The organism is Roseateles paludis (genome assembly GCF_039872745.1).
GTDB classification, from domain to species: domain Bacteria; phylum Pseudomonadota; class Gammaproteobacteria; order Burkholderiales; family Burkholderiaceae_C; genus Pelomonas; species Pelomonas paludis.
In genome coordinates, this window is sequence record NZ_JBDPZD010000006.1 from 119,938 (window position 1) to 141,787 (window position 21,850).

Annotated in this window: 23 protein-coding genes; 16 read left to right on the forward strand and 7 right to left on the reverse strand. The window is 68.5% G+C overall.

Annotated features, from left to right (window positions below):
• Positions 1–25 precede the first annotated feature (25 nt).
• On the reverse strand, positions 26–1,117 hold the full coding sequence (gene ychF / locus ABDJ85_RS17485) for a redox-regulated ATPase YchF (RefSeq protein WP_347706077.1): 1,092 nt from the start codon (positions 1,115–1,117) through the stop codon (positions 26–28).
• Positions 1,118–1,203: 86 nt separating this feature from the next.
• On the opposite strand from ychF, the gene ABDJ85_RS17490 reads away from it, so the two are divergent.
• From ABDJ85_RS17490 to ABDJ85_RS17520, 7 genes are all read left to right on the forward strand, one after another.
• The gene (locus ABDJ85_RS17490; protein WP_347706078.1) at positions 1,204–2,322 is read left to right on the forward strand and encodes an FAD-dependent monooxygenase; all 1,119 of its coding nucleotides are present in this window, start codon (positions 1,204–1,206) and stop codon (positions 2,320–2,322) included.
• Positions 2,319–3,053 (forward strand): DsbC family protein, encoded by a 735-nt coding sequence (locus tag ABDJ85_RS17495; RefSeq protein WP_347706079.1) that lies wholly within the window; start codon positions 2,319–2,321, stop codon positions 3,051–3,053. Before ABDJ85_RS17490 ends, ABDJ85_RS17495 begins: the two co-directional genes overlap by 4 nt.
• The gene (locus tag ABDJ85_RS17500) at positions 3,050–3,508 is read left to right on the forward strand and encodes a DUF3429 domain-containing protein (protein ID WP_347706080.1); all 459 of its coding nucleotides are present in this window, start codon (positions 3,050–3,052) and stop codon (positions 3,506–3,508) included. Before ABDJ85_RS17495 ends, ABDJ85_RS17500 begins: the two co-directional genes overlap by 4 nt.
• A complete protein-coding gene (locus ABDJ85_RS17505) occupies positions 3,508–5,199 on the forward strand; it encodes a M61 family metallopeptidase (RefSeq protein WP_347706081.1) in 1,692 nt (563 codons plus the stop codon). The genes ABDJ85_RS17500 and ABDJ85_RS17505 overlap by 1 nt, the downstream gene beginning before the upstream one ends.
• Positions 5,200–5,450: 251 nt before the next feature.
• Positions 5,451–6,296 (forward strand): DUF3108 domain-containing protein, encoded by an 846-nt coding sequence (locus ABDJ85_RS17510; protein ID WP_347706082.1) that lies wholly within the window; start codon positions 5,451–5,453, stop codon positions 6,294–6,296.
• Positions 6,293–7,081 carry an enoyl-CoA hydratase gene (locus tag ABDJ85_RS17515; protein WP_347706083.1) on the forward strand — a complete coding sequence of 263 codons (789 nt, stop codon included), beginning with the start codon at positions 6,293–6,295 and terminating at the stop codon, positions 7,079–7,081. The genes ABDJ85_RS17510 and ABDJ85_RS17515 overlap by 4 nt, the downstream gene beginning before the upstream one ends.
• A gap of 178 nt (positions 7,082–7,259) precedes the next feature.
• On the forward strand, positions 7,260–7,616 hold the full coding sequence (locus ABDJ85_RS17520) for a DUF4148 domain-containing protein (RefSeq protein WP_347706084.1): 357 nt from the start codon (positions 7,260–7,262) through the stop codon (positions 7,614–7,616).
• A 95-nt stretch (positions 7,617–7,711) separates the two neighbouring features.
• Here the strand turns inward: ABDJ85_RS17520 and ABDJ85_RS17525 are convergent, their stop codons facing one another.
• From ABDJ85_RS17525 to lysS, 4 genes are read right to left on the reverse strand one after another with little or no spacing between them, the layout of a single operon-like run.
• Positions 7,712–8,101: a thiol-disulfide oxidoreductase DCC family protein gene (locus ABDJ85_RS17525; protein ID WP_347706085.1), complete on the reverse strand. Its 390-nt coding sequence runs from the start codon at positions 8,099–8,101 to the stop codon at positions 7,712–7,714.
• Positions 8,098–8,637 (reverse strand): DUF4166 domain-containing protein, encoded by a 540-nt coding sequence (locus ABDJ85_RS17530; RefSeq protein ID WP_430765566.1) that lies wholly within the window; start codon positions 8,635–8,637, stop codon positions 8,098–8,100. The genes ABDJ85_RS17525 and ABDJ85_RS17530 overlap by 4 nt, the downstream gene beginning before the upstream one ends.
• Positions 8,630–9,748 (reverse strand): saccharopine dehydrogenase family protein, encoded by a 1,119-nt coding sequence (locus ABDJ85_RS17535; protein WP_347706086.1) that lies wholly within the window; start codon positions 9,746–9,748, stop codon positions 8,630–8,632. Before ABDJ85_RS17535 ends, ABDJ85_RS17530 begins: the two co-directional genes overlap by 8 nt.
• Positions 9,749–9,783: 35 nt before the next feature.
• Complete coding sequence (gene lysS / locus ABDJ85_RS17540) at positions 9,784–11,304, reverse strand: lysine--tRNA ligase (protein ID WP_347706087.1); 1,521 nt, start codon at positions 11,302–11,304, stop codon at positions 9,784–9,786.
• Between the two features lie 55 nt (positions 11,305–11,359).
• Here lysS and ABDJ85_RS17545 point away from each other — a divergent pair, with 55 nt between their 5' ends.
• From ABDJ85_RS17545 to ABDJ85_RS17585, 9 genes are read left to right on the forward strand one after another with little or no spacing between them, the layout of a single operon-like run.
• Positions 11,360–12,562 (forward strand): lipopolysaccharide biosynthesis protein, encoded by a 1,203-nt coding sequence (locus ABDJ85_RS17545; protein WP_347706088.1) that lies wholly within the window; start codon positions 11,360–11,362, stop codon positions 12,560–12,562.
• On the forward strand, positions 12,559–13,128 hold the full coding sequence (locus ABDJ85_RS17550) for an acyltransferase (RefSeq protein ID WP_347706089.1): 570 nt from the start codon (positions 12,559–12,561) through the stop codon (positions 13,126–13,128). The genes ABDJ85_RS17545 and ABDJ85_RS17550 overlap by 4 nt, the downstream gene beginning before the upstream one ends.
• The gene (locus ABDJ85_RS17555; protein ID WP_347706090.1) at positions 13,125–14,264 is read left to right on the forward strand and encodes a glycosyltransferase family 4 protein; all 1,140 of its coding nucleotides are present in this window, start codon (positions 13,125–13,127) and stop codon (positions 14,262–14,264) included. Before ABDJ85_RS17550 ends, ABDJ85_RS17555 begins: the two co-directional genes overlap by 4 nt.
• Entirely contained in the window at positions 14,261–15,490 is a 1,230-nt protein-coding gene (locus tag ABDJ85_RS17560; protein WP_347706091.1) for a glycosyltransferase family 4 protein, read from the forward strand. The genes ABDJ85_RS17555 and ABDJ85_RS17560 overlap by 4 nt, the downstream gene beginning before the upstream one ends.
• On the forward strand, positions 15,487–16,191 hold the full coding sequence (locus ABDJ85_RS17565; RefSeq protein ID WP_347706092.1) for a class I SAM-dependent methyltransferase: 705 nt from the start codon (positions 15,487–15,489) through the stop codon (positions 16,189–16,191). The genes ABDJ85_RS17560 and ABDJ85_RS17565 overlap by 4 nt, the downstream gene beginning before the upstream one ends.
• Entirely contained in the window at positions 16,188–17,354 is a 1,167-nt protein-coding gene (locus ABDJ85_RS17570; protein ID WP_347706093.1) for a DegT/DnrJ/EryC1/StrS family aminotransferase, read from the forward strand. Before ABDJ85_RS17565 ends, ABDJ85_RS17570 begins: the two co-directional genes overlap by 4 nt.
• Positions 17,355–17,360: 6 nt before the next feature.
• Complete coding sequence (locus tag ABDJ85_RS17575; RefSeq protein ID WP_347706094.1) at positions 17,361–17,960, forward strand: sugar transferase; 600 nt, start codon at positions 17,361–17,363, stop codon at positions 17,958–17,960.
• Positions 17,961–17,988: 28 nt separating this feature from the next.
• Entirely contained in the window at positions 17,989–19,842 is a 1,854-nt protein-coding gene (locus tag ABDJ85_RS17580; protein WP_347706095.1) for a polysaccharide biosynthesis protein, read from the forward strand.
• Entirely contained in the window at positions 19,829–20,545 is a 717-nt protein-coding gene (locus tag ABDJ85_RS17585; protein ID WP_347706096.1) for a hypothetical protein, read from the forward strand. The genes ABDJ85_RS17580 and ABDJ85_RS17585 overlap by 14 nt, the downstream gene beginning before the upstream one ends.
• Here ABDJ85_RS17585 and cysC read toward each other — a convergent pair.
• Both cysC and ABDJ85_RS17595 read right to left on the reverse strand, forming a co-directional pair.
• The gene (cysC, locus tag ABDJ85_RS17590; protein WP_347706097.1) at positions 20,538–21,053 is read right to left on the reverse strand and encodes an adenylyl-sulfate kinase; all 516 of its coding nucleotides are present in this window, start codon (positions 21,051–21,053) and stop codon (positions 20,538–20,540) included. The genes ABDJ85_RS17585 and cysC overlap by 8 nt on opposite strands.
• A complete protein-coding gene (locus ABDJ85_RS17595) occupies positions 21,050–21,844 on the reverse strand; it encodes a methyltransferase domain-containing protein (protein WP_347706098.1) in 795 nt (264 codons plus the stop codon). Before ABDJ85_RS17595 ends, cysC begins: the two co-directional genes overlap by 4 nt.
• Positions 21,845–21,850 lie beyond the last annotated feature (6 nt).

The following is a 21,850-nucleotide window of genomic DNA, read 5'->3' on the forward strand; positions in this document are numbered from 1 at the left end:
GTGTCTGCCAGACCCGGCAGTAGAGCTAGACGTTGAACAGGAAGTGCAACACGTCGCCGTCCTTGACGACGTACTCCTTGCCTTCCGCGCGCATCTTGCCGGCGTCCTTGGCGCCTTGTTCGCCCTTGAACTTGATGAAGTCGTCGTAGGCGATGGTCTGGGCTCGGATGTAGCCGCGCTCGAAGTCGGTGTGGATCACGCCGGCCGCCTGTGGGCCGGTGGCACCGATGGGCACGGTCCAGGCGCGCACTTCCTTCACGCCGGCGGTGAAGTAGGTCTGCAGGCCCAGCAGCGTGAAGGCCGCGCGGATCAGGCGGTTGAGGCCCGGTTCGTCCTGACCCATCTCGGCCAGGAAGAGGGCGCGGTCCGCGTCTTCCATGTCAGCCAGCTCGGCCTCGGTCTTGGCGCAGATGGCCACCACGGGCCCGTTCTGGGCGGCGGCGTACTCGCGCAGGCGATCGAGGAAGGGGTTGTTCTCGAAGCCGTCCTCGGCCACGTTGCCGACAAACATCGCCGGCTTGGCGGTGATCAGGCAGAGCGGCTTCAGGATGGCCAATTCTTCCTTGCTGAAGTCGATTGAGCGCACCGGCTTGGCCTGGTCCAGCGCGGCCTGGCATTTCTCCAGCACCTTGACCAAGGCGATGGCTTCCTTGTCGCCGGCGCGAGCCACCTTGTTGTATCGGTGCAGGCTCTTCTCGACGGTGCCCAGGTCGGCCAGGCACAGCTCGGTCTGGATCACCTCGATGTCGGCAATCGGGTCGACGCGGCCATTGACGTGGATGACGTTGGGGTCCTCGAAGCAGCGCACCACGTTGACGATGGCGTCCGTCTCGCGGATGTGGCTGAGGAACTGGTTGCCGAGGCCTTCACCCTTGCTGGCACCGGCCACCAGGCCGGCGATGTCCACAAACTCCACCACGGCGGGCAGGATGCGTTCGGGCTTGACGATCTCGGCCAGGGCCGCGAGGCGCGGGTCGGGCAGCTCGACGATGCCCACATTGGGCTCGATGGTGCAGAACGGGTAGTTCTCGGCGGCGATGCCGGCTTTGGTCAGGGCGTTGAAGAGCGTGGACTTGCCGACGTTGGGCAGGCCCACGATGCCGCATTTGAGGCTCATGGCGGGGCTTTCTGGAGACGGGGGTAGGCCGAACGGCCCCCCTTGTAAGGACCTGGGATTTTAGGTGCCCTCCCTACAATGCCTCGATGCAGAGCGCGGATGCGAATGTCGATGTCTTGATCCGGGGTGCCGGAGCCGTGGGCAGCAGCCTGGCGCTGGCGCTGTCGGCCCAGGGCCTGTCGGTTGCCCTGCTGGGGCGTGAGGAGGCCCCGCGCGGCCCCGATGTGCGCACCTACGCCCTCAATGCCTCCGCCGTGTCGTTGCTGCGCGAGCTGCGCGTGTGGGATGCCTTGCCGCCCGAGGCCATCGCGCCGGTCTATGACATGTGGGTCGCCGGTGACGCGCCGGGCGCCCGGCTTGATTTCTCGGCCTGGCAGCAGGGCGTGTCGGAGCTGGCTTTCATCGTTGATGCCGGCGCGCTGGACGAACAACTGGCTGCCGCCTTGCGCTTTGCGCCCCGGGTGACGCGGGTGCGCGAGCCGGTGTCGGCGCGCCTCACGGCCCTGTGCGAGGGGCGTGACTCGGCAAGCCGGCAAGCGCGCGGTGTCGAGTTTGCGGCCAAGGCCTATGGCCACCATGGCGTGGCCGCGCGCCTGGCCAGTGACCAGCCCCACCAGGGCGTGGCGCGGCAGTGGTTCCGCGCGCCCGACGTATTGGCCCTGCTGCCTTTCAACCGGCCGGAGCCGGGGGCGTCCCATGGCCTGGTGTGGTCGGTGCCCGCCGAGCGCGCCGAGGCCCTGCTGGCCATGCCGCCGGAAGACTTTGAGCGTGAACTGAACGACGCGACGCAAGGTAGCGCCGGCCGCCTGCAGCTGGGCAGCGAGCGCGCCGCCTGGCCGTTGATGCTGGCGGCAGCGTCCGAGGTCAGCGGCGAGGGCTGGGTGCTGCTGGGCGATGCCGCCCACCTCGTGCACCCGCTGGCCGGCCAGGGGCTCAACCTCGGGCTGGCCGACGTGGCCTGCCTGGCCCGCGTGCTGGCCGCGCGCGAACCCTGGCGCGGCCTAGGGGACGCGCGCCTGCTGCGCCGTTTCGCCCGCGAGCGCTACTTGCCCAACCTGGCCATGGGCCAGCTCACCGATGCGCTGCAGCGGCTCTTTGCCAGCGATGCCGGCCTGGTGCGCGAGGCGCGCAATCGGGGCCTCACGGCGCTCAACCACCTCCCACCATTGAAGCGCTGGCTCACCCAGCGCGCGCTCGGTCTATGAAGTCAATCTCCACCCGTTGCCTCGCCCTGCTCGCCGTCCTGGTCACCGCCGCCCTGCCGGCGCTGGCCAATGAGGCCGCGATCCGCAAGTCGCTCACCACGCTGCAGCCTCAGCTGCCCAAGATCGACGAGGTGCGGCCCGGGCCGCTGCCGGGCTTGTGGGAGGTGCGCTTTGGCAACCAGATCAAGTACACCGACGCGACGGGCACCTACTTCATCGACGGCGAGATCCACGACCTCAAGAACCAGCGCAACCTGACCGAGGAGCGCGTGGTGGCCGCCAGCCGCATCGACTTCAACAGCCTGCCATTCAAGGATGCGCTGATGTGGAAGAACGGCAGCGGCAAGCGCAAGATCGCCGTCTTTGCCGACCCCAACTGCGGCTACTGCCGCCGCTTTGAGCAGGCGCTGCAGGAGATGAAGGACATCACCGTCTACACCTTCGTCATCCCCATCCTCGGCGGCGATTCGCCTGAGAAGAGCCGTGCCATCGCCTGCGCCAAGGACCCGACCGCCACCTACCTGGCCTGGATGCTGCGCGGCGAAGCTTTGCCCAAGATGCCGGCCGGTTGCGACAGTGCCGTGGTCGAGCGAAATGCCGCGTTGGCGCAAAAGGTCTGGGTCAATGGCACGCCGGCCGTCATCCTGCCCGACGGCACTCGGCTGCCGGGCGCCGTCGGCGCGGTGGAACTGGAGCGCCGGCTGCAACAGGTGCTCGGGGGCAAGTCGTGAGCGAACTGGCTGCGCTGGCCCTGCCAGCGGACCGGCAGCAGGCGGAGCGCCTGGCCTATGCCGGCCTCGTGCCTTTCGTGCTCGGCACGCTGCTGATCTGGCTGATCGGCGACCGTGACCTGGAGCAGCATGTCTTTGTGAGCCATGGCCTGTCGGCCTACGCGGCCTTGGTGATCTCCTTCCTCGGCGGCATCCACTGGGGCCTGGGCTTCACGCGCGGCGTGCCCGGCAAGCGAGCCTTGTTCTGGGGCGTGGGTGCCAGCCTGCTGGGGTGGCTGGGCGTTTTGATGCCGCCCTACGCCGGCCTGGCCCTGCACGGCGCCGTGCTGATTGCCTGCTACTTCAATGACCGCCGCGTCTACCCCGCCTACGGCGCGGGCGACTGGCTGACGCTGCGCTTCCGGCTCACGGCGGTGTCGTCGCTGAGCTGCTTCCTGGCAGCGGCGGGCAGCTGATGCTGAGCTACCGCATCGAACTGGCGCACCAAGGCGCCCATCAGTTCCGCGTCACGCTCACCGTGCCCCAGCCTGCCGACCAGCAAGTGCTGGCGCTGCCGGTGTGGATCCCGGGCAGCTACCTGGTGCGCGAGTTCGCCAAGCACTGGAGCGGTTTGTCCGCGCAGCAGGCCGGCCGGCCCGTGGCGCTGAAGGCGCTCGACAAAGCCTCCTGGCAGGCTGATTGCGTGGCCGACGTGCCGCTGCAGGTCAGCGCCACGGTCTACGCCTTTGACCCCTCGGTGCGCACCGCGTGGCTGGACGCCGACCGTGCCTTCTTCAACCCCAGCAGCCTGTGCCTGCGCGTGCTGGGGCAGGAGGAGGCCGTGCACCGCATCGAGCTGGGGCCCCTGCCCGATGGCTGGCAGGTCGGCACAGCGATGCGTCGCGTGGAGCATGGCTACGAGGCCACGGGTTACGACGAGCTGGTGGACCACCCCTTCGAGATCGGACCCTGGCGTGCGGTGGACTTCGACGCGCTGGCCGTGCCGCACGAGATCGTGCTGGCCGGCGCCTGGCCCAATGCCGACCTGGGTCGCCTCGCGGCCGACGTGCAGCGCATCTGCGCGGCGCAGATCGCCTTCTGGGGCGTCGCACCCTTTGATCGTTACCAGTTCCAGCTCTGGGCGGTGGACGACGGCCACGGCGGCCTGGAGCACCGCGCCAGCACGGCCCTGATCGCCGCGCGCCGCGAGCTGCCCACGGCCATCGAGAGCACCACGGCGCCCAGCGACGGCTATGTGCGCCTGCTCGGCCTCTTCAGCCACGAGTACTTCCATGCCTGGAACGTCAAACGGCTGCGGCCGGCCGAGTTCGCGCGCTTTGACTACCAGCGCGAGAACACGACCGAGCTGCTGTGGTTCTTCGAGGGCTTCACGTCCTACTACGACGACCTGATGCTGCTGCGCGCCGGCCTCATCGACGCGCCGCGCTACCTCAAGCTGCTGGCCGCCACGGTCAATGGCGTGCTGGCCGCGCCGGGGCGCTTGACGCAGTCGCTGGCCGAGGCCAGCTACGAGGCCTGGATCAAGTACTACCGCCCCGACGAGAACAGCCCCAATGCCACGGTCAGCTACTACGCCAAGGGCGCGCTGGTGGCCTTGTGTCTGGACCTGGCGCTGCGCGAGCAAGGCCGCGACCTGGACGGTCTGATGCGCCAGCTCTGGGCCGAGACGAATGGCGGCCCGGTCAGTGAAGCCCAGATCCTCGCTGCAGCCGGTGCTTGTGCCGCGCGCCTGCATGACTGGGTGCACACCACGGGCGAGTTGCCTTTGCGCGAGCTGCTGGCCGGCCATGGCATCGAGTGGCGCGACGAAGGCCGCGCCATGCTGGCCCAGCGCCTGGGCCTGCGGCTGCGCGAGGCCAGCGGCGTGCAGGTCACGCATGTGCTGGCCGGCTCGGCGGCGCAGGAGACCGGGCTCAGCGCCAGAGATGAGATCCTCGGGGTCAATGGCTGGCGCGTGCGTCGGCTCGACGAGGCTTTGCAGTGGCTGGAGCCCCAAGGCGCGCTTGAGCTGCTTGTCGTCCGTGATCAACGCTTGCTGACCCTGAGTGCGCAACTGCCGCCTGCGGGCCCTGCCAGCGTGACGTTGACGCTCGGCTCCGATGAGGGGCCAGCCCTGCGGCTACGGCAGGCCTGGTTGGGGGCTTGAAGACACGGCCGCCCTTGCTGCTGGTGCTGGCCGTCGTGCTGGCGCACTGGGCATTGCGCCAGGGCGTCGAGCAGGTACAGGCCGATTGGCGCGAAAGCGCTCCCCCACCGGCGCGGCTGCAAGCTGCATTCGTACGAGAACTTCGTCCAAGCCTTCCGCCTGCAACGCCCCCCAGATCGGCGCCGCCTGCCGTGCCAGCGGCAAGCCCGTCCGAGGGGCTGCCGTTGCATCGGCACCGGCTCGGCGAGGGCATGCCCAATGAACCCGCGCCCCCGGCCTCAGCCCCGCAGGAGCGGGTCCCGCTTGCCCACGTCGAATCCGCAGCGTCTGCGGTACTGCCGCCAGCGCTCGACCTGTCGCTGCCCGCCACTGCCCTGCCTGTAGGCCTTGGCGAACCCGGCCCCGAATGGCCGCTCTCCACGCGGCTCGACTACCGGCTCACCGGCAACTACAACGGACCGCTCCACGGGACCGCCCGTGTCGAGTGGCTGCGCAAGGGCGCCGAGTACCAGATGCATCTGGACGTCGAGGTCGGCATCCTGCTCACCCGGCGATCCTCCAGCTATGGGTTGCTGACGGCCGAGGGCATTCGCCCACAGCGCTATGTGGAGGAGACCAAGGTTCCGCTGCTGGCACCGCGCCGGGCCACTGTGCAGTTCTTTGAGCACCAAGTGCAATTTGCAGACAACCGCATCGAGTTGCTGCTCGCCGGTGCGCAAGACCAGGCCAGCCAATTCGTGCAGCTCACCTGGCTCTTTCTGACCGGCCGCAAGCCAGTCATGCCAGGTGTCGTTGTCGACCAACCCCTGGTGCTCGCTCGCAAGCAGTACGCCTGGCGCTATGAGGTCGTGGGTGAGGAGCTGCTGCAGACGCCGCTCGGCGAACTGCCGACCTGGCACATCAAACCCCAGCGCGAGGCCGGCGGCGGCGACCTGACCGCCGAGGTCTGGCTGGCACCGAGCGTCCAATACCTCCCCGTGCGCATGGTGCTGCGGCGCGATGCGGACACCTGGATCGAATTGCAGCTGAACCGCGTGCCGCTGCAGGCGGAAGCCGCCCCCAGTGAAGCCACGCCCCCCACACGGAGTGCCCCATGACTTACGAATGCATCCTCACCGCCACCCAGGGCGCTGGTCCGCGCAAGACCGGCGTGATCACGCTGAACCGCCCCAAGGCGCTCAACGCCTTGAACGACCAGCTGATGAACGAGCTGGGAGACGCGCTGCACGCCTACGAGGCCGATGAGGGCATCGGCTGCATCGTCATCACCGGCAGCGAGCGAGCCTTTGCGGCCGGCGCCGACATCCCGGCCATGGCCCAGCACAGCTTCATGAGCGCCTTCAAGAGCGGCCTCATCAGCAAGAACTGGGAGGTGCTGCGCGAGATCCGCAAGCCCGTCATCGCGGCCGTGGCCGGCTTTGCGCTGGGCGGCGGGTGCGAGCTGGCCATGATGTGCGACTTCATCATCGCGGCCGACACCGCCAAGTTCGGGCAGCCCGAGATCAAGCTCGGCATCATCCCCGGCGCCGGCGGCACGCAGCGCCTGCCGCGCGCCGTGGGCAAGAGCAAGGCCATGGACATGCTGCTCACCGCCCGCATGATGAACGCCGACGAGGCCGAGCGCGCCGGCCTGGTGTCCCGCGTCGTGCCGTTCGAGAAGCTGATGGACGAGGCGCTGGCCGCTGCCGAGGCCATCAATGCCATGAGCGGCCCCTCCGTCATGCTCATCAAGGAGCTGGTCAACCTCGCCTACCAAGCGCCGCTGTCCGACGCCGTGGCCGTGGAGCGCCGCTACTTCCACGCCCTCTTCGGCACCGACGACCAGCGCGAGGGCATGGCCGCCTTCGTCGAGAAGCGCGCGCCGGTGTTTCGTCATTCCTGAAAACAGGAAATGAAGGCGCCGGAATGGTCGATTCGCTCATAAACGCGAATAGTGTTTTGATTTTTGCCTAGTGTTTCCCCTGAGAAGGCTTCCCTAGAGTTCAGGCCATGGACAGCGCGGTCGCTCTGTCCGCAGACCCCGGCGGCAAGCCCGCCACCAGTTTCTCTAGGAGCCTCTCATGAACGCATTTGCCACCTCTTCGCGCATCGCCATCGCCCTTGCTGCCGTGCTGACGGCCGGCACCGCACTGGCTCAATCCGAACCCGCCCCGGCCCGCACCCGCGCCCAAGTGATCGCCGAACTGGTTGCCGCCCGCGCCAACGGCGAACTGGCCGCCATGCACCAGGAAAAGGGTGTTGACGTGCAAGCCCTCGTGGGCGCCCCGACCACCGAGCTGCCCGCCCACGCCGTGCTGCCCCGCACCCGCGTCACGGCCGAAGAAATCGCCGAAGCCCACGCCGCCAACGGTGAGCGTGAGCTGGGTAACTTCGAACCCGTCGCCCCGCGCAAGCCGCGCGCCGTTGCTGGTCGTTGATCAGACTGCCAAGCGTCAGTTGTCGCAGGGCGCCCCGGGAGGGGCGCCCTTTCTGCTTTGGTTCGGGGCGCAGGGAGCGGCGGCCTGAGTGATCGTCAGTCCAGGAAGCGCGCCGCTTTGTCGGTCGGAGGCACGAGGCAGGCCTCAGTCCGGCCGAACCAGCGGTAGCGGTTACGGGCGATCAGGCGATAGAGCGGGTCTCGGATGGGGGCTGGTATCAGCCAAGCCAGCCAAGCCAGGCGCCAAGGCCAGCCCAAGGCGTGCAAGACACGGAAGATCGCCGCCGTGTGCTGCCAGGATCGATCACCGTCCACCACCAGCAGGGTTTGCAGACTGTTCACCTGCAGGCCCGCCTGCTTCAACAAGGCTTGGCCCGTCTGGCCCTGCATGGACGCAAATCGGATCCGGCCGACGCGGTCACGCGGGAGCAGGAATTGCACCCAGGCATTGCAGAGCAGGCAGTGCGCGTCGAAGACGATGATCACGGGGCCTCAGGCAGATCCAGATGGCCACGATAGCCGGCCACGCGCCCGAGGCCGGGCACCTCGGCGCTTACCTCGAAGTGCAGGCGCTGCCCGTCCCCGTACTCCCGGGCCACGACGCGGGGCATCAGCCAGGTCGGGCAGGGCAAGCCCAGGAAGCGCAGCCCCACCAACTGCATCTCCAGCCCCTGCGGGCTGGCGGCGAGCCGGAAGCGCAGGCGCGACAGGCCGAGCGACTCGTGCAACTCCTGCCTCACCAGGCGCAGGGTGGACCGCATGGTCTGCGCTGGGAAGTGGCGGGTCCAGGTTTCGGCAGTGGGCGAGGCATGCAGCTCAAAGCGAATCGCGCCGGCCGTGGCCTGGCGGGGCGTGCCCAGGCACCAGGCCAGGCATCGGGCCAGCCAGGTGGCGGGGGCATCGGTCTCGACCTGCCCGGTCAGCGACCAATTGCCGCTGAGCGTATGAAAGCGTCGCACGGCCTGGGGCAGTTGCTCAAAGGCCGGCCCCAGGGCCTGGCAGTACATGGCGAGTTCAGCCACCGGTGGTCTCTCCCATCTCGATGTTCAAGCCCTCGCACTCGCGGGCGAACTCGGCGAGGCTGAGCAGGCCAACGCAGGGCTGGGCGCCGATCAGGCTCGCATCGCCGGCTCGCAGACGGCGCACCAGGGCAGCGGCGGCCAGTGTGGGGACGTACGGCCCATCGCCGCGTGTGGCGCACAAAGTCCAGGTCCGGAAGGTCGTGCGGCCAAGGGCCTGCAAGCCCGTCACGCACACGTGCATGGCCCCGGCGTCGGTGCCGAAATGCCGCAAGGCGTCCGACGCGCGCTTGAGCCAGTTAGCGTGGCGTGACCAGTCGCGCACCCAGCCCCAGCGCGCCAGTTGCGCCATCAAGTTCATGCCTGCGTGTAGCAGCTTGAGCTCCAGTCCCGCGCCAAACCGCACCTCGGGCTGGCCGGGGTAGCGCTGCGGCAGCAGGGCCAGGTCAGGCACATCGCAGGGCGACAACCAGCGCAGCCCGACGGGCGCCGGGTAGCGATGCGCCCAGCGGCCGACCCAGCCGTGGCGCAGCGCACCTGCCGCTGCCGGCAGCGGCTTGCCGCAGTAGCTGAGGATGGCCTGCACTGTCGAGAGCCCGCGCTCGGTCTTGTTGCCGGGGCTGATGCCGATGTCAATCCTGTGCAGGCGCTCGAAGCCCGCGCTCAGATGGTCCGCCGCGGCACTCGACAGCGCCGGCACCGAGCTGGCCCCACTCAGCACGGCCACGCCGGCCTCGCGCGCGGCGGCGTCCAGGCGGTGGATGCCGCAGACGAAGTCACGGCCGTCGGCGAGGTCGATGTAATGGGCACGGGCCTCGATGCAGGCCTCGGCAACGCGATAGCTCTGGCTCTGAAAGGGGCCGCAGGTGTGGATCGCCACCGCGGGGGCTAGGCTGCGGAGCTGGGCGTCGAAGTCGGGCGCGTTGATGTCCAAGGCCAGCGCGCGCAACGAACTCACGGCGCTGGCTTGGAGGCGCTGGACCCGAGCCTGCGCTTGGGGCAGTGAGCGACCGGTGACCAAGACTTCCAGCCCCGGCTGCCGGCACAGGCGCTCTACCAAGCGGCTGCCGAAGAAGCCGTAGCCGCCCAGGACAAGGACGCGGTAGGCCGGCATGCTGAGGTGTCAGTCTGCCGGCGCCCGCCAGGGTCTCACCCCTCCCGCCGCAGCGCCGGGAACAGCACCACGTCGCGGATCGAGGGGGAGTCGGTCAGCAGCATGATGAGGCGGTCGATGCCGATGCCGCAGCCGCCGGTGGGGGGCATGCCGTACTCCAGTGCGCGGATGAAGTCGGCGTCGTAGAACATGGCCTCTTCGTCGCCAGCGTCCTTGTTGGCTACCTGGGCCTGGAAGCGGGCGGCCTGGTCTTCGGCGTCGTTCAGCTCGGAGAAGCCGTTGGCGTACTCGCGGCCGGTGATGAAGAGCTCGAAGCGCTCGGTGATCTTGGGGTTGGTGTCGGAGGCGCGGGCCAGGGGCGAGACCTCGACGGGGTAGTCGATGATGAAGGTCGGGTCCCAGAGCTTTTCTTCGACGACGGCTTCGAAGAGCCCGAATTGCAGCTCAGCGAGGCTCCAGCGCGCCGGGGCTTCTTCGCCCTTGGCGACGATCTTGGCGCGCAGCACTTCCGGGCTGTCAGCCTCGGCTTCGGTCAGGCCGGCGTAGCGGATCAGCGAGTCACGCACCGAGACGCGGGCAAAGGGCTTGTCCAGCGCCACGGGCTTGCCGGCGTAGCTGAGGGCCGCGCTGCCGGTGGCGTGGATGGCGGCGTCGCGCAGCACGGCTTCGGTGAAGTCCATGATGTCGTGATGCGTCCAGTAGGCCGCATAGAACTCCATCATCGTGAACTCGGGGTTGTGCCGGACCGAGATGCCTTCGTTGCGGAAGTTGCGGTTGATCTCGAACACGCGCTCGAAGCCGCCCACCACCAAGCGCTTGAGGTAAAGCTCGGGCGCGATGCGCAAGAACATCTGCTGGTCCAGCGCGTTGTGGTGGGTGATGAAGGGCTTGGCGTTGGCGCCGCCGGGGATGGGGTGCAGCATGGGCGTCTCGACTTCCAGGAAGCCGTGGTCGACCATGAAGTTGCGGATGGAGCTGACCGCCTTGCTGCGCGCGACGAAGCGCTTGCGGGCCTCTTCATCGGTGATCAGGTCGACATAGCGCTGGCGGTACTTCTGCTCCTGGTCGCTCATGCCGTGGAACTTGTCGGGCAGGGGGCGCAGGCTCTTGGTCAGCAGGCGCAAGGAGCTGACGCGCACCGACAGCTCGCCGGTCTTGGTCTTGAAGAGCGTGCCCTCAGCGCCCACGATGTCGCCCAGGTCCAGGTGCTTGAACTGCTCGTAGCTGGCCTCGCCCACGCCGTCCTTGGTGACGAAGAGCTGGATGCGGCCGGTGGCGTCCTGCAGGGTGCCGAAGCTGGCCTTGCCCATGATGCGCTTGAGCATCAGCCGGCCTGCGACGCTGACCTTGAGCGCTTGCGGCTCCAGCGCCTCGTTCTCCAGGGCGCCGTACTCGGTCTGCAGCGGCAGCGCGCGGTGCTGGGGCTTGAAGTCGTTGGGGAAGGGGATGGGGGTCGAGGCCCGCAGCGCGGCGAGCTTCTCGCGGCGCTCGGTGATCAGCTGGTTCTCGTCAATGGCGGGGGAGGCAACAGCAGGGGCGGAATTCGGCGTGGTCATCGTGGGCCTTCACAAGGGGCCGCGATTTTAGAATCCTGCGCCCTATGACCGCCGCATGACCGATTCCCACCGCCTGACGCGCGCCACGCTGACCCTGCTGGGCGGCAGCGCCTTGGCGCAGGCCCTGCCATTGCTGCTGGGCCCGTGGCTGGCGCGGCTGTACACGCCGGCCGAGTGGGGGCAGTTCGCGCTGGTGTGGTCGGTGGCGGCCAATCTGGCCGTGGTGGGCTGTGCGCGCTACGAGTTTGCGCTGGCGCTGGAGCTTGAGGAGCCCGCCGCCGCGCGCTTGATGGCGCTGTGCCTGCGGGTGTGGCTGGCGGTGGTGGGTGCGTCGGTGCTGGTGGGCGCGGCCTGGATGCTCTGGGCCGACCTGCCGCTGGCCGCCGCGCTGCCCCTGGCCGTGGCCGCCAGCAGCTTGAGCCAATGGATGGCGCAATGGGCGGCGCGGGGCGGCGCCTTCCGCGCCTTGGCGGCGGGCCGCTTTGTGCAATGGGGTGGGGCGGCCGTGGCGCAGGTGGGCGCGGGGCTGCTGGCCTGGGGCGTCTGGGGCTTGATGGCTGGTGCCACGCTGGGCGCCGCAGCCGCTGCCTGGCTGCAGATGCGGCCGGCCCCCGAGGGCGGCTGGCGACGCCTGCTGCAGGCCCAGCCCTGGCGCGATCTGGCGCACAAGCACCGCGACTTCCCGCTGCTCAACACACCACATGCCTTCGTGGGCGTGCTGCAGGACACGCTGGCCCTGGCGCTGCTGGCGGCCTGCTGGGGCGACGCTGCGGCCGGCGCCTGGGCCCTGGCCCTGCGCTACCTGAAGGCGCCGGCCAGCCTGGTGGGCGGGGCGCTGTCGCAGACGCTTTATCCGCAGCTTGCGCGAGAGGCCGATGGCCGCCCGCTGGTGCGCCGCAGCCTGCTGCTGCTGGCCGCCTTGGCCCTGCCGCTGATGGCGGTGCTGCTGCTCTGGGGGCCAGCGCTCTTCGTCTGGGCCTTTGGGCCGGCCTGGGCCCCGTCGGGTGAGCTGGCGCGCAGCCTGGCACCTTATGTGGCGCTGCACTTCATCGCCTCGCCGCTGTCGGTCGTGTTGATGGCCTGGGGCGCGCAGGCCTGGGGGCTGCGCCTGGCGCTCGTGGGGCAGGTGCTCTTCCTGGCCGGGCTGACGCTGGGCAGTTGGTGGGGCGGGCTCACCGGCGCGGGCTGGGGGGTGTCGGCGGCGATGCTGCTCTACTTCGGCTACTTCTTCTGGAAGCTCTGGCACTGGCCTCGATGATGCGCACCCTGTTCAACCGTTGGCGTCGGCGCCTGGCCCGCGCGCTGCTGCACCGCATGGTCTTTGGCGAGGCCGGGCAGCCGCACACGCGCATCGCGCCCAGCACCTGCATCGAGGGCGAGGCCGGCCTGCGGCTGGCGGACCACGTCTTCATCGGTCAGTTCAATTTCATCGACGCGACGCACGGCCTGGTGGTCGAAGAGGGCGTGCAGATCACCAATTTCTGTTCCATCGTGACCCACAGCACCCATGACACCCTGCGCGTCAACGGCCGCCGCACCGCCACCCTGGGCGGCGAGCTGCCCGGCTACCGCAAGGGCGCCATCCACCTCGGGGCCTACAGCTTTGTGGGGCCGCACAGCTTGATCGAGCCTGGGAGCCGCCTGGGCAAGGGCGCCATCCTCTGCGCCTATGGCCAGCTGCGCGGCGATGCGCCCGACTTCGCCATCATGGCCGGCCAGCCTGCGCGCCCCGTGGGCGACACGCGCGAGCGTGATGCCGCCTTGATCGCCAAGCACCCCGAGCTGGCCGAGGCCTATGCCGCCTGGGCCGGAGCCAAGCCATGAAGACGCGCCGCCTGCCCAGCCCACCGTCACGCCAAACCCTGGGCCAGACCCTGGGCCGGACCGCGCTTTCCGGCGGCTTGCGCCTGGTCTTGATTGGCGATGGCGAGAGCCCGCATTTGCTGAAGTGGGCGCGTGCGCTGGCGCCCCGCGTGCAGCTCTGGGCCATCTCCTCGCGCGGCTTCATGCCGGGCTGGGAGTTGTTGGTGCCCGATGCCCAGCGCCTCGCGTTGAACACCCGGCCCGAGCATGGCGGCGGCAATATTGCGTTGCTCAAGCAGCTGCCCAAGGTGGGCGCGTGGCTGTCGGCCGTGGATGCCGATTGGATCCACGCCCACTACCTCACTTCCCACGGCAGCCTGGCCTGGGCGGCCAGGCTCGGGTGGCGGCTGCGCGCGCAGATCGCGGGCTCGGCCTGGGGGAGTGACATCCTCGTCACGCCGGATCAGAGCGCGGCCTACCGCTGGCTGACCCGCAAGGTGCTCAAGGCCTGCGCCGTCACCACGTCGGACTCGCAGCACATGGCCGACAAGATGCGCGAGCTGGGCGCTGGGGAGGTGATGGTTTTCCCCTTCGGGCTGGAGGCCATGCCTCGCCAGCGCGGTGAGAAGGAGCCCTGGCTCTTTTTTGCCAACCGGGGCCTGGAGCCGCTCTACCGCCCGCAGCTGGTGCTGGAAGTGTTTGCGCGCATTGCCTCGCAGTGCCCGCCGGCCCGGCTGGTGATGGCCAATGATGGCTCGCTGCGCCCCTGGCTGGAGAACGACGTGATGGGCCGGGGCCTCGCTGACAAGGTCAGCTTTGTGGGCCGGCTGGGCGCCGACGAGCAGGCGCGCTACTACGACCAGGCCAGCTGGTACCTGAGCCTGCCCGAGAGCGACTCGGTCTCGGTCTCGGTGCTGGAGGCCATGGCCCACGGCTGCGTGCCGCTGCTGTCTGACCTGCCGGCCAACCGCGAGTTGATCGGCAATTCGGAGCGCGGCCTCATCGTCTACGAGCCCAAGGGCATCACCAAGCGCTTGGTGCAACTGCAGCCCGAGCAACTGGCAGCGGCCAACCGCCAGTGGGTGCAGCAGCACGGCCTCTTCGAGCCCGGTGTGCAGCGCTTCTTGACGCGGCTGCGTGAGCTGTCCCGCGCATGAGGATCCTGCTCATCAACCACTACGCCGGTTCGCCCCGGCACGGCATGGAGTTCCGGCCCTACTACCTGGCGCGCGAGTGGGTGCGTGCGGGGCACGAGGTGACCATCGTCGCGGCCTCGCAGTCCCATGTGCGGGCGGTGCAGCCTGAAGTGGGCGCAGCGCCGGTGGAGGAGCTGATCGACGGCATCCGCTACCGCTGGCTGCCCACCCCTGTCTACCAGGGCAATGGGGTGGGGCGGCTGCGCAATATCGCGTCCTTCCTGCGGCAGGTGTGGCTGGATGCCGCGCGGCTGGCGCGCGAGCTGCGGCCCGAGGCGGTGATCGCCTCCAGCACCTACCCGATGGACATCTGGGTGGCGCGCCGCATTGCTCGGATGGCCGATGCCAAGCTGGTCTATGAGGTGCACGACCTCTGGCCGCTGTCGCTGATCGAGCTGTCCGGCATGTCGCGCCGCCACCCCTTTGCCATGCTCTGCCAGAAGGCCGAGAACGACGCCTACCGCGACTGCGACCGCGTGATCTCGATGCTGCCCAAGGTGCAGGTCTACATGAAGGCGCACAAGCTCAACCTGGCGCGCCTGCACATCGTGCCCAATGGCTTTGCGCCCGAGGAATGGGCGGCACCTGGTGCGCCGCTCGCGCCCGAGCTGGCGGCGCATTTGGCCGCACAGCAGGCGGCCGGGCGCGTGGTGGTGGGCTACGCCGGCAGCATGGGCCTGCCCAATGCGCTGGACGTGCTGCTGGACGCGGCCGAGCAGTTGCCTGATGCAGAGATTGCCCCGATCGCCTTCGTGCTGGTGGGCCAGGGCCACGAGGCCGCCCGCCTGGCCGAGCGGGCCCGGGGCCTGCCCAACGTGGCCTTCTTCCCCGCCATCCCCAAGGCCCAGATCCCGACGCTGCTGGGCGCGTTCGACATTGCCTACATCGGCTGGCAGCGCACGCCCATCTACCGTTTCGGCATCGCGCCCAACAAGCTGATCGACTACATGATGGCCGGCCGCGCCATCCTGCATTCCGTCGAGGCTGGCAACGACCCCGTGCGCGACGCTGGCTGCGGCCTGACTGTGGCCCCCGAGGACCCGGTCGCCGTGGCCCAGGGCCTGCAGCGCCTGGCTGCGATGAGCGCGGATGAGCGCGCCGCCCTGGGCGCCCGGGGCCGCGCCTACGCCCTGGCCCACCACGCCTACCCAAAGCTCGCCGCCCGCTTCATCGAGGCCCTGCGGTGAGCCACGACGAGCTGGCCCAGATCGAGGCCCGCTACGCACGGCGCGGCGCGTCGGCGGCCGACCGCTACTCGCTGCTGCGCCCCGACGTCTGGCAGATCTGGGCCGAGCGGCACCGCGCGCTGCTGCGCGGCCTGGCGCGCCAGCCCACAGGCCCGCAGCACTGGCGCGTGCTGGAGGTGGGCTGCGGCGCGGGCGGCAACCTGCTGGACCTGCTGCGCCTGGGCTGCCAGCCCGAGCACTTGACGGGCCTGGAGCTGCTGCCCGAGCGCCTGGCCGCTGCGCAGGCCTGCCTGCCCGCTGCGGTGCGATTGCTGGGGGGCGACGCCACCACGGCTTCAATAGCGCCCGCCAGCCAGGACCTGGTGCTGCAGTTCACCGTGTTCTCGTCCATCCTGGACGCTGACCTGCAGCAGCGCCTGGCCGCCGCCATGTGGCGCTGGCTCAAGCCGGGCGGCGCCGTCGTCTGGTACGACTTCGTCGTCAACAACCCCGGCAACCCCGATGTGCGCGGCGTGCCGCTGGCCCGCGTGCGTGCGCTCTTCCCCGAGGGCGTGCTGCGCGCAGAGCGCCTGACCCTCGCGCCACCGCTGGCGCGCGCCGTGTGCCGCGTGCACCCGGGCCTGTACGGCCTCTTCAACGCGCTGCCTCTGCTGCGCACCCACCGCCTGGTGTGGATCGAGAAACGACAATCCGCCGCATGAGTTCGCCCCTGCCTTTTTTGCCCTTCGCCCTGCCTGAGATCGGGGACGACGAGATAGCTGAAGTCGTCGACACCCTCAAGTCCGGCTGGGTCACCACCGGCCCCAAGGCCAAGCGATTCGAGGCCGCGTTTGCCGAGTTCCTGAACGAGCCGCAGATCGAATGCATCGCCGTCAACTCGGCCACGGCGGGCTTGCACCTCGCGCTGGAGGCCATCGGCATCGGCCCGGGCGACGAGGTCATCACAACCACCCACACCTTCACCGCTACGGCCGAGGTGGTGCGCTACCTGGGCGCCGACGTGCGCCTGGTGGACATCGACCCCGCCACGCTCAACATCGACCTCGCCCAGGTCGAGGCCGCCATCACGCCCAGGACGCGCGCCATCATCCCGGTCCACTACGCCGGCCTGGCGGTGGACATGCTGGAGCTGCTCGACATCGCCCGCCGCCACGGCCTGCGCGTCGTGGAGGACGCGGCGCACGCGCTGCCCAGCACCATCGAGAAGGAGCTGATCGGCACGCTGGGCAGTGACGCCACGGTCTTCAGCTTCTACGCCAACAAGACCATGACGACAGGCGAGGGTGGCATGCTGGTCACCCGCAACGCCCAGCTCGCCAAGCGCGCCCGCGTGATGCGCCTGCATGGCATGAACCGCGACGCCTTTGACCGCTTCACCGCCAAGGTGCCTAGCTGGTACTACGAGATCGTGGCACCGGGCTACAAGTACAACCTCACCGACATCGCCGCCGCGCTGGGCCTGCACCAACTCAAGCGCTTGCCGGCCTTCCAGGCGCGGCGAGAGGCCATCGCGGCCCGCTACCAGGCGGCCTTTGCCGACCTGCCCGTCATCCTCCCGCCCGAGGCGCCCGAGGGCGACACGCACTCCTGGCACCTCTATGTGCTGCGCCTGGCCGACACGGCGCCCATCGACCGCGACGCTTTCATCGAAGGCATGTTCGCCGCCGGCATCGGCTGCAGCGTCCACTATGTGCCCCTGCACCTGCACCCCTACTGGCGTGATCGCTACGGCCTCATGCCTGAGCAGTTCCCGCACTCGCAAAAGGCCTTCGAGACCATGGTCAGCCTGCCGCTCTACACGGCCATGAGCGATGCCGACGTGGAGCGCGTCATCGGCGCCGTGCGAGCGCTGTTGGAGGCCTGAGTCGTCGTGGCCAAGCGCCTGTTCGATGTGCTGGCGGCCGGCATCGGCTTGCTGGTGCTGGCGCCCTTGCTGCTGCTGATTGCGGCCTGGGTCAGGCTTGATTCACCCGGGCCCGTGCTCTTCCGCCAAGAGCGTGTCGGTCGCCATGGCCGGCCCTTCCTCATCCACAAGTTCCGCACCATGCGTGTGGAGCCTGGCCCTTTGATCACCATCGGGCAGGACCCACGCATCACCCGCAGCGGTGCCTGGCTGCGTCGTAGCAAGTGCGACGAGCTGCCCCAGCTCTGGGACGTGCTGCGCGGCGCCATGAGCCTCGTCGGCCCGCGGCCCGAGGTGCCGCGCTATGTGGCGCTCTACCCGCCCGCGCTGCGCGACCAGGTGCTGGCCGTTCGCCCCGGCATTACCGACCCAGCCGCGCTTGCTTTCAGCCACGAGGCCGAGCTGCTGGCCGCCGCCGGCGACCCTGAGCGTGAGTACGTGGAGGTCATCCTGCCGGCCAAGCTGGCTTTGTCCGCGCGCTACGCGGCCGAGGCTTCGCTGGCCACCGACCTGCGGCTCATCCTGCAGACGCTTGGCCGGCTGTTGGGCCGGCAGCTGACCCGGTGAGCGCGCGGCGACAATCCCGCCCCCGATCATGAACTGGCAGCAACTCGACACCGTCCTCACCCGCCTGCGCCCGCAGCGTGAGCGCCTGGCACTACTGCTGGACGCTGCCGTTGTGGCCCTGGCCTGGCAGGGCACCTATTTGTTCCGTCTCGGCTTCGAGCGCTGGTTCAGCGCCCGTCCGAGCTACGACGGCTGGGTCTTGCTCGGGTTGGTGGCGGTCTACGCGCTCGTGTTCAAGGCTTTGCGAGTTCCCAAGGGCATGTGGCGCTTCTCGGGCTTCGGCGAGGTCAAGCGTCTGGCGGTGGCCTGCGGGCTTGCGGGCCTGTTGGCCGCCCTGGGCGTGCGCATGGCCGCGCTGCACGAGGTGCCCCGCGCCGTCCTGGCGCTGCACCCGCTCTTCACCCTGATGCTGCTGGCCATGATGCGCATGGGCTATCGCATGCTCTATGAGCACATGCGCAGCCGCATCAGCGGCAGCAGCCATGAGCAGCGCCGAGCCCTCGTCATGGGTGCGGGCGACGCTGGGCGCCTGCTCGTGGCCGGCATTCAGCACAGCGCCGGCTGGGTGGTGGTCGGTTTTCTTGACGATGACCCTGCCAAGCGCCATGCCCGCGTCGCAGGCTTGCCCGTGCTCGGCGCCCTGACCGACGCACCGCGCTTTGCCGAGCTGCACGGGGCCACCCACCTCATCGTCGCCATGCCCGCCGCCACAGGCCCCGAGCGCCGCCGCGCGCTCGACCTGGCTGCCGAAACCCATCTGCCCGTCCTCACGGTGCCCAGCAGCGCTGAACTGCTGGCGGGCCGCCGGGTCAACGAGGTCCGCGACATCGAGCCCGAGGACCTGCTCGGCCGCCCGCCAGTGCAGCTGGACGAGGCTGGAATTGCAGAGACGCTGAACGGCAAGGTCGTCATGGTGACCGGCGCGGGTGGCAGTATCGGCAGCGAGTTGTGTCGCCAGATAGCCCGCTACGGCCCGCACACCATCGTGCTCTATGAGCTTAGCGAATTCGCGCTCTACAGCATCGACCAGGATCTGTCGCAGGCTTTTCCGCATGTGCAACTGATAAGGCTGATCGGTGATGTGAAAGAGCTCCAGCACCTGCGCGATTGCATGGCGTTGCATCGACCGGAGGTGGTCTTCCATGCGGCCGCGTTCAAGCACGTACCCTTGATGGAAGAAGAGACCAACGCGCTGGCTTGCCTGCGCAACAACACGCTAGGCACGTATCACGCTGCCCTGGCTGCGGCTGAAGCTGGCGTCCGGCGCTTTGTGCTCATCAGCACGGACAAGGCCGTCAACCCCACCAATGTGATGGGGGCGACCAAGCGCGCCGCCGAACTGGTTTTGGCAGAAGTGGCCCTGGAACATTCGGGCACGCGCTTCATGGCCGTGCGTTTCGGCAATGTGCTGGGCTCGAGCGGCTCCGTGATCCCGAAGTTCAAGGAACAGATTGCGCGTGGTGGCCCTGTGACGGTGACGCACCCCGACATCATTCGGTACTTCATGACCATTCCCGAGGCGGCCCGCTTGGTGATCCAGGCAGCGGTGATTGGCGAGAGTGGTCAGGTGCTGGTGCTCGACATGGGTGAGCCAGTGAAAATCGTTGACCTCGCGCAGCAGATGATCCGCATGAGTGGACACGGCCTCGACGAGATCCGGATCGAGTTCACTGGGCTGCGCCCTGGCGAGAAGCTCTTCGAGGAACTGCTCGCCGACCGCGAGGCCACCGAGCCCACCAGTTGCACCGGCCTGCGCGTGGCGCGCCTCGTCAACGACGGTGCTGGTGCGGTCGTGCTGCAGGATCTACTCACTTCGCCTGACGCAGGGCCACGCGAGTTGCTGCGGCGCTGGTTGGGCGCAGAGTTTCATGTTCCACATTGAGTCGAGGATGTCGATGATTTTGAGCATTCGTGGTTTTGTGGTGTCGGCAAGTCTGGCCCTCGGGCTGGGAGGAGCGGGCGCGCAGGTGCCTTGGTCGGCCGGGCAGATCGAACTGAAGAGCAGGCCGAGTGAACTGCTGATGGCGCCCGCTGCTGCCTGGTACCCGGTGCTTGCGACGGTGCAGTCTCGGTTGGAGGCTCGTGGCCAGCAGGAGGCCACCTTCAGCGCAGGCGAGAAGGTTGAGCTCTTGGTCTATCGCACCGCACTGGCCCAGGCGCGTAGCGACTGGAAGGCCGTGCTTCAGTACACTCAGGCGGTCCGCGAGTTGCAGACCGGCGAGTCTGGCCGTCGCACCGCAGGACTGCTGAACGAGTTGCTGGCGCGACAGGCCCTGGAAAGGGCTGATGACGCCTGGCTGCGCGAGACTACGCGTCGTCAGGTAGCGGCGATGCCTTGGGACGACGTAGCACCGGCCATCCTCGCGATCCGCAAGGCATTGGCCGAGATGCAGCCGGAGGCGGTTCAGCAGTTCGTCGCCAGCCAGATGGACCTGTCCACCAGCATGACCAAGGGGCAGGCCAATCTGCCCTTCGTGATGCAGCTGCTGGGTGCGCGCTATCAGCTCCAGCAGGTCATACCGCACCGCGCTGCTCTGCTCGTCGGGCTGGACGACGCCATCCGCGAGCGCGAAGGCGCTAAGTGAGAGCGGCCGTCAGGCGCTCTATGGCCTGATCAGGCGTGCACTCCGCGGTGTCGACGCGCAGCTCCGGTGCTTCGGGCGCCTCGTAAGGCGAGTCGATGCCGGTGAACTGCCGTATCTCACCGCGGCGCGCCTTCGCGTAGAGGCCCTTGGGATCGCGCTGCTCGGCCACGGCCAGTGGTGCATGGACGTGTACCTCGTAGAAGCGCCCCGGCGCAAAGCGCTCGCGCGCTAGCTGACGTTCGCGGGCAAAGGGTGAAATCAGGGCCACCAGCACCCACAGGCCTTGGTCGAGCATCAGCCGGGCCACCTCGGCCGTGCGGCGGATGTTCTCGACGCGGTCAGCATCGCTGTAGCCGAGGTCGGCACACAGGCCGCGCCGCAGCGCGTCGCCGTCTAGCAAAGCCACGCGCTCACCGCGTGCGCGCAGGGCCACTGACAAGCCCTCTGCCAAGGTGCTCTTGCCGGCCCCGGAAAGGCCTGTGAGCCAGATCACTTTGGCTTCACTCATCGCTTCATTTGCCGCCATGCTTCAGCCAACTCATCCGGCAACCGGCCTTCGTAATAGCCTTGGCGCGGGGGGGAGAAGTCCTGCTTGCTTTCTGGCATCCGTAGGACAGCGAAGAGGCCTGATTCTTTGCTCAGGCGCCCTTGCACAGCTAGGGCGACGTAGGCCGCCCGGTTGCGTATTTCGGTGAGTTTGTGAATCGTCCCGCTGCAATCGACGTGACCAAGCAGGATCGCGCCGTATCCGTTGGCCTCACAGAGGTCAAAGAAAAACGTCGGTTGGTAATTGAAAAACCCGTGGTCGTAGGCCCCCTGGTTGGGAACGGAGTGGAGCATCAGGCCCCCGGGGGCGCAATGCTCGTGCATGGTCTTGAAGACTTGGTATTGATTGAACACATGCTCTGAGGTGCCGAAGTTTGTAACGACTTCGAATTGCCCCTGGAGAGGCACGGGTGAGTTCAAGTCATAGGCGAGCGCCACGCCGGGCGAACCATTGAGGTCGATGGCGACATAGCGTTCATGCTCATACACGAGGCGGTAAAACAACTTGGCGATGTGGAAGCGCTGCCAGTCGCCCCCGGTCTCCAGCGTTTCGGCAAGTTGTGCCTCGACCTCCTTCTTTAGTGTTGCTGGCACACCCAACTGGTCGGCTATGTCGGGAAGTTCGTTCGCGTCCACATCGCCGAACCAGTTTTGCTCGCCCAACTCGAGCAGGTTTGGCGTCTTTCCACCGCCAACGTAGCCTCCGCGCCGCAAGGCCATGAGTATTTGGATGTGCAGGTGGGCAAGTGCCATGAATCG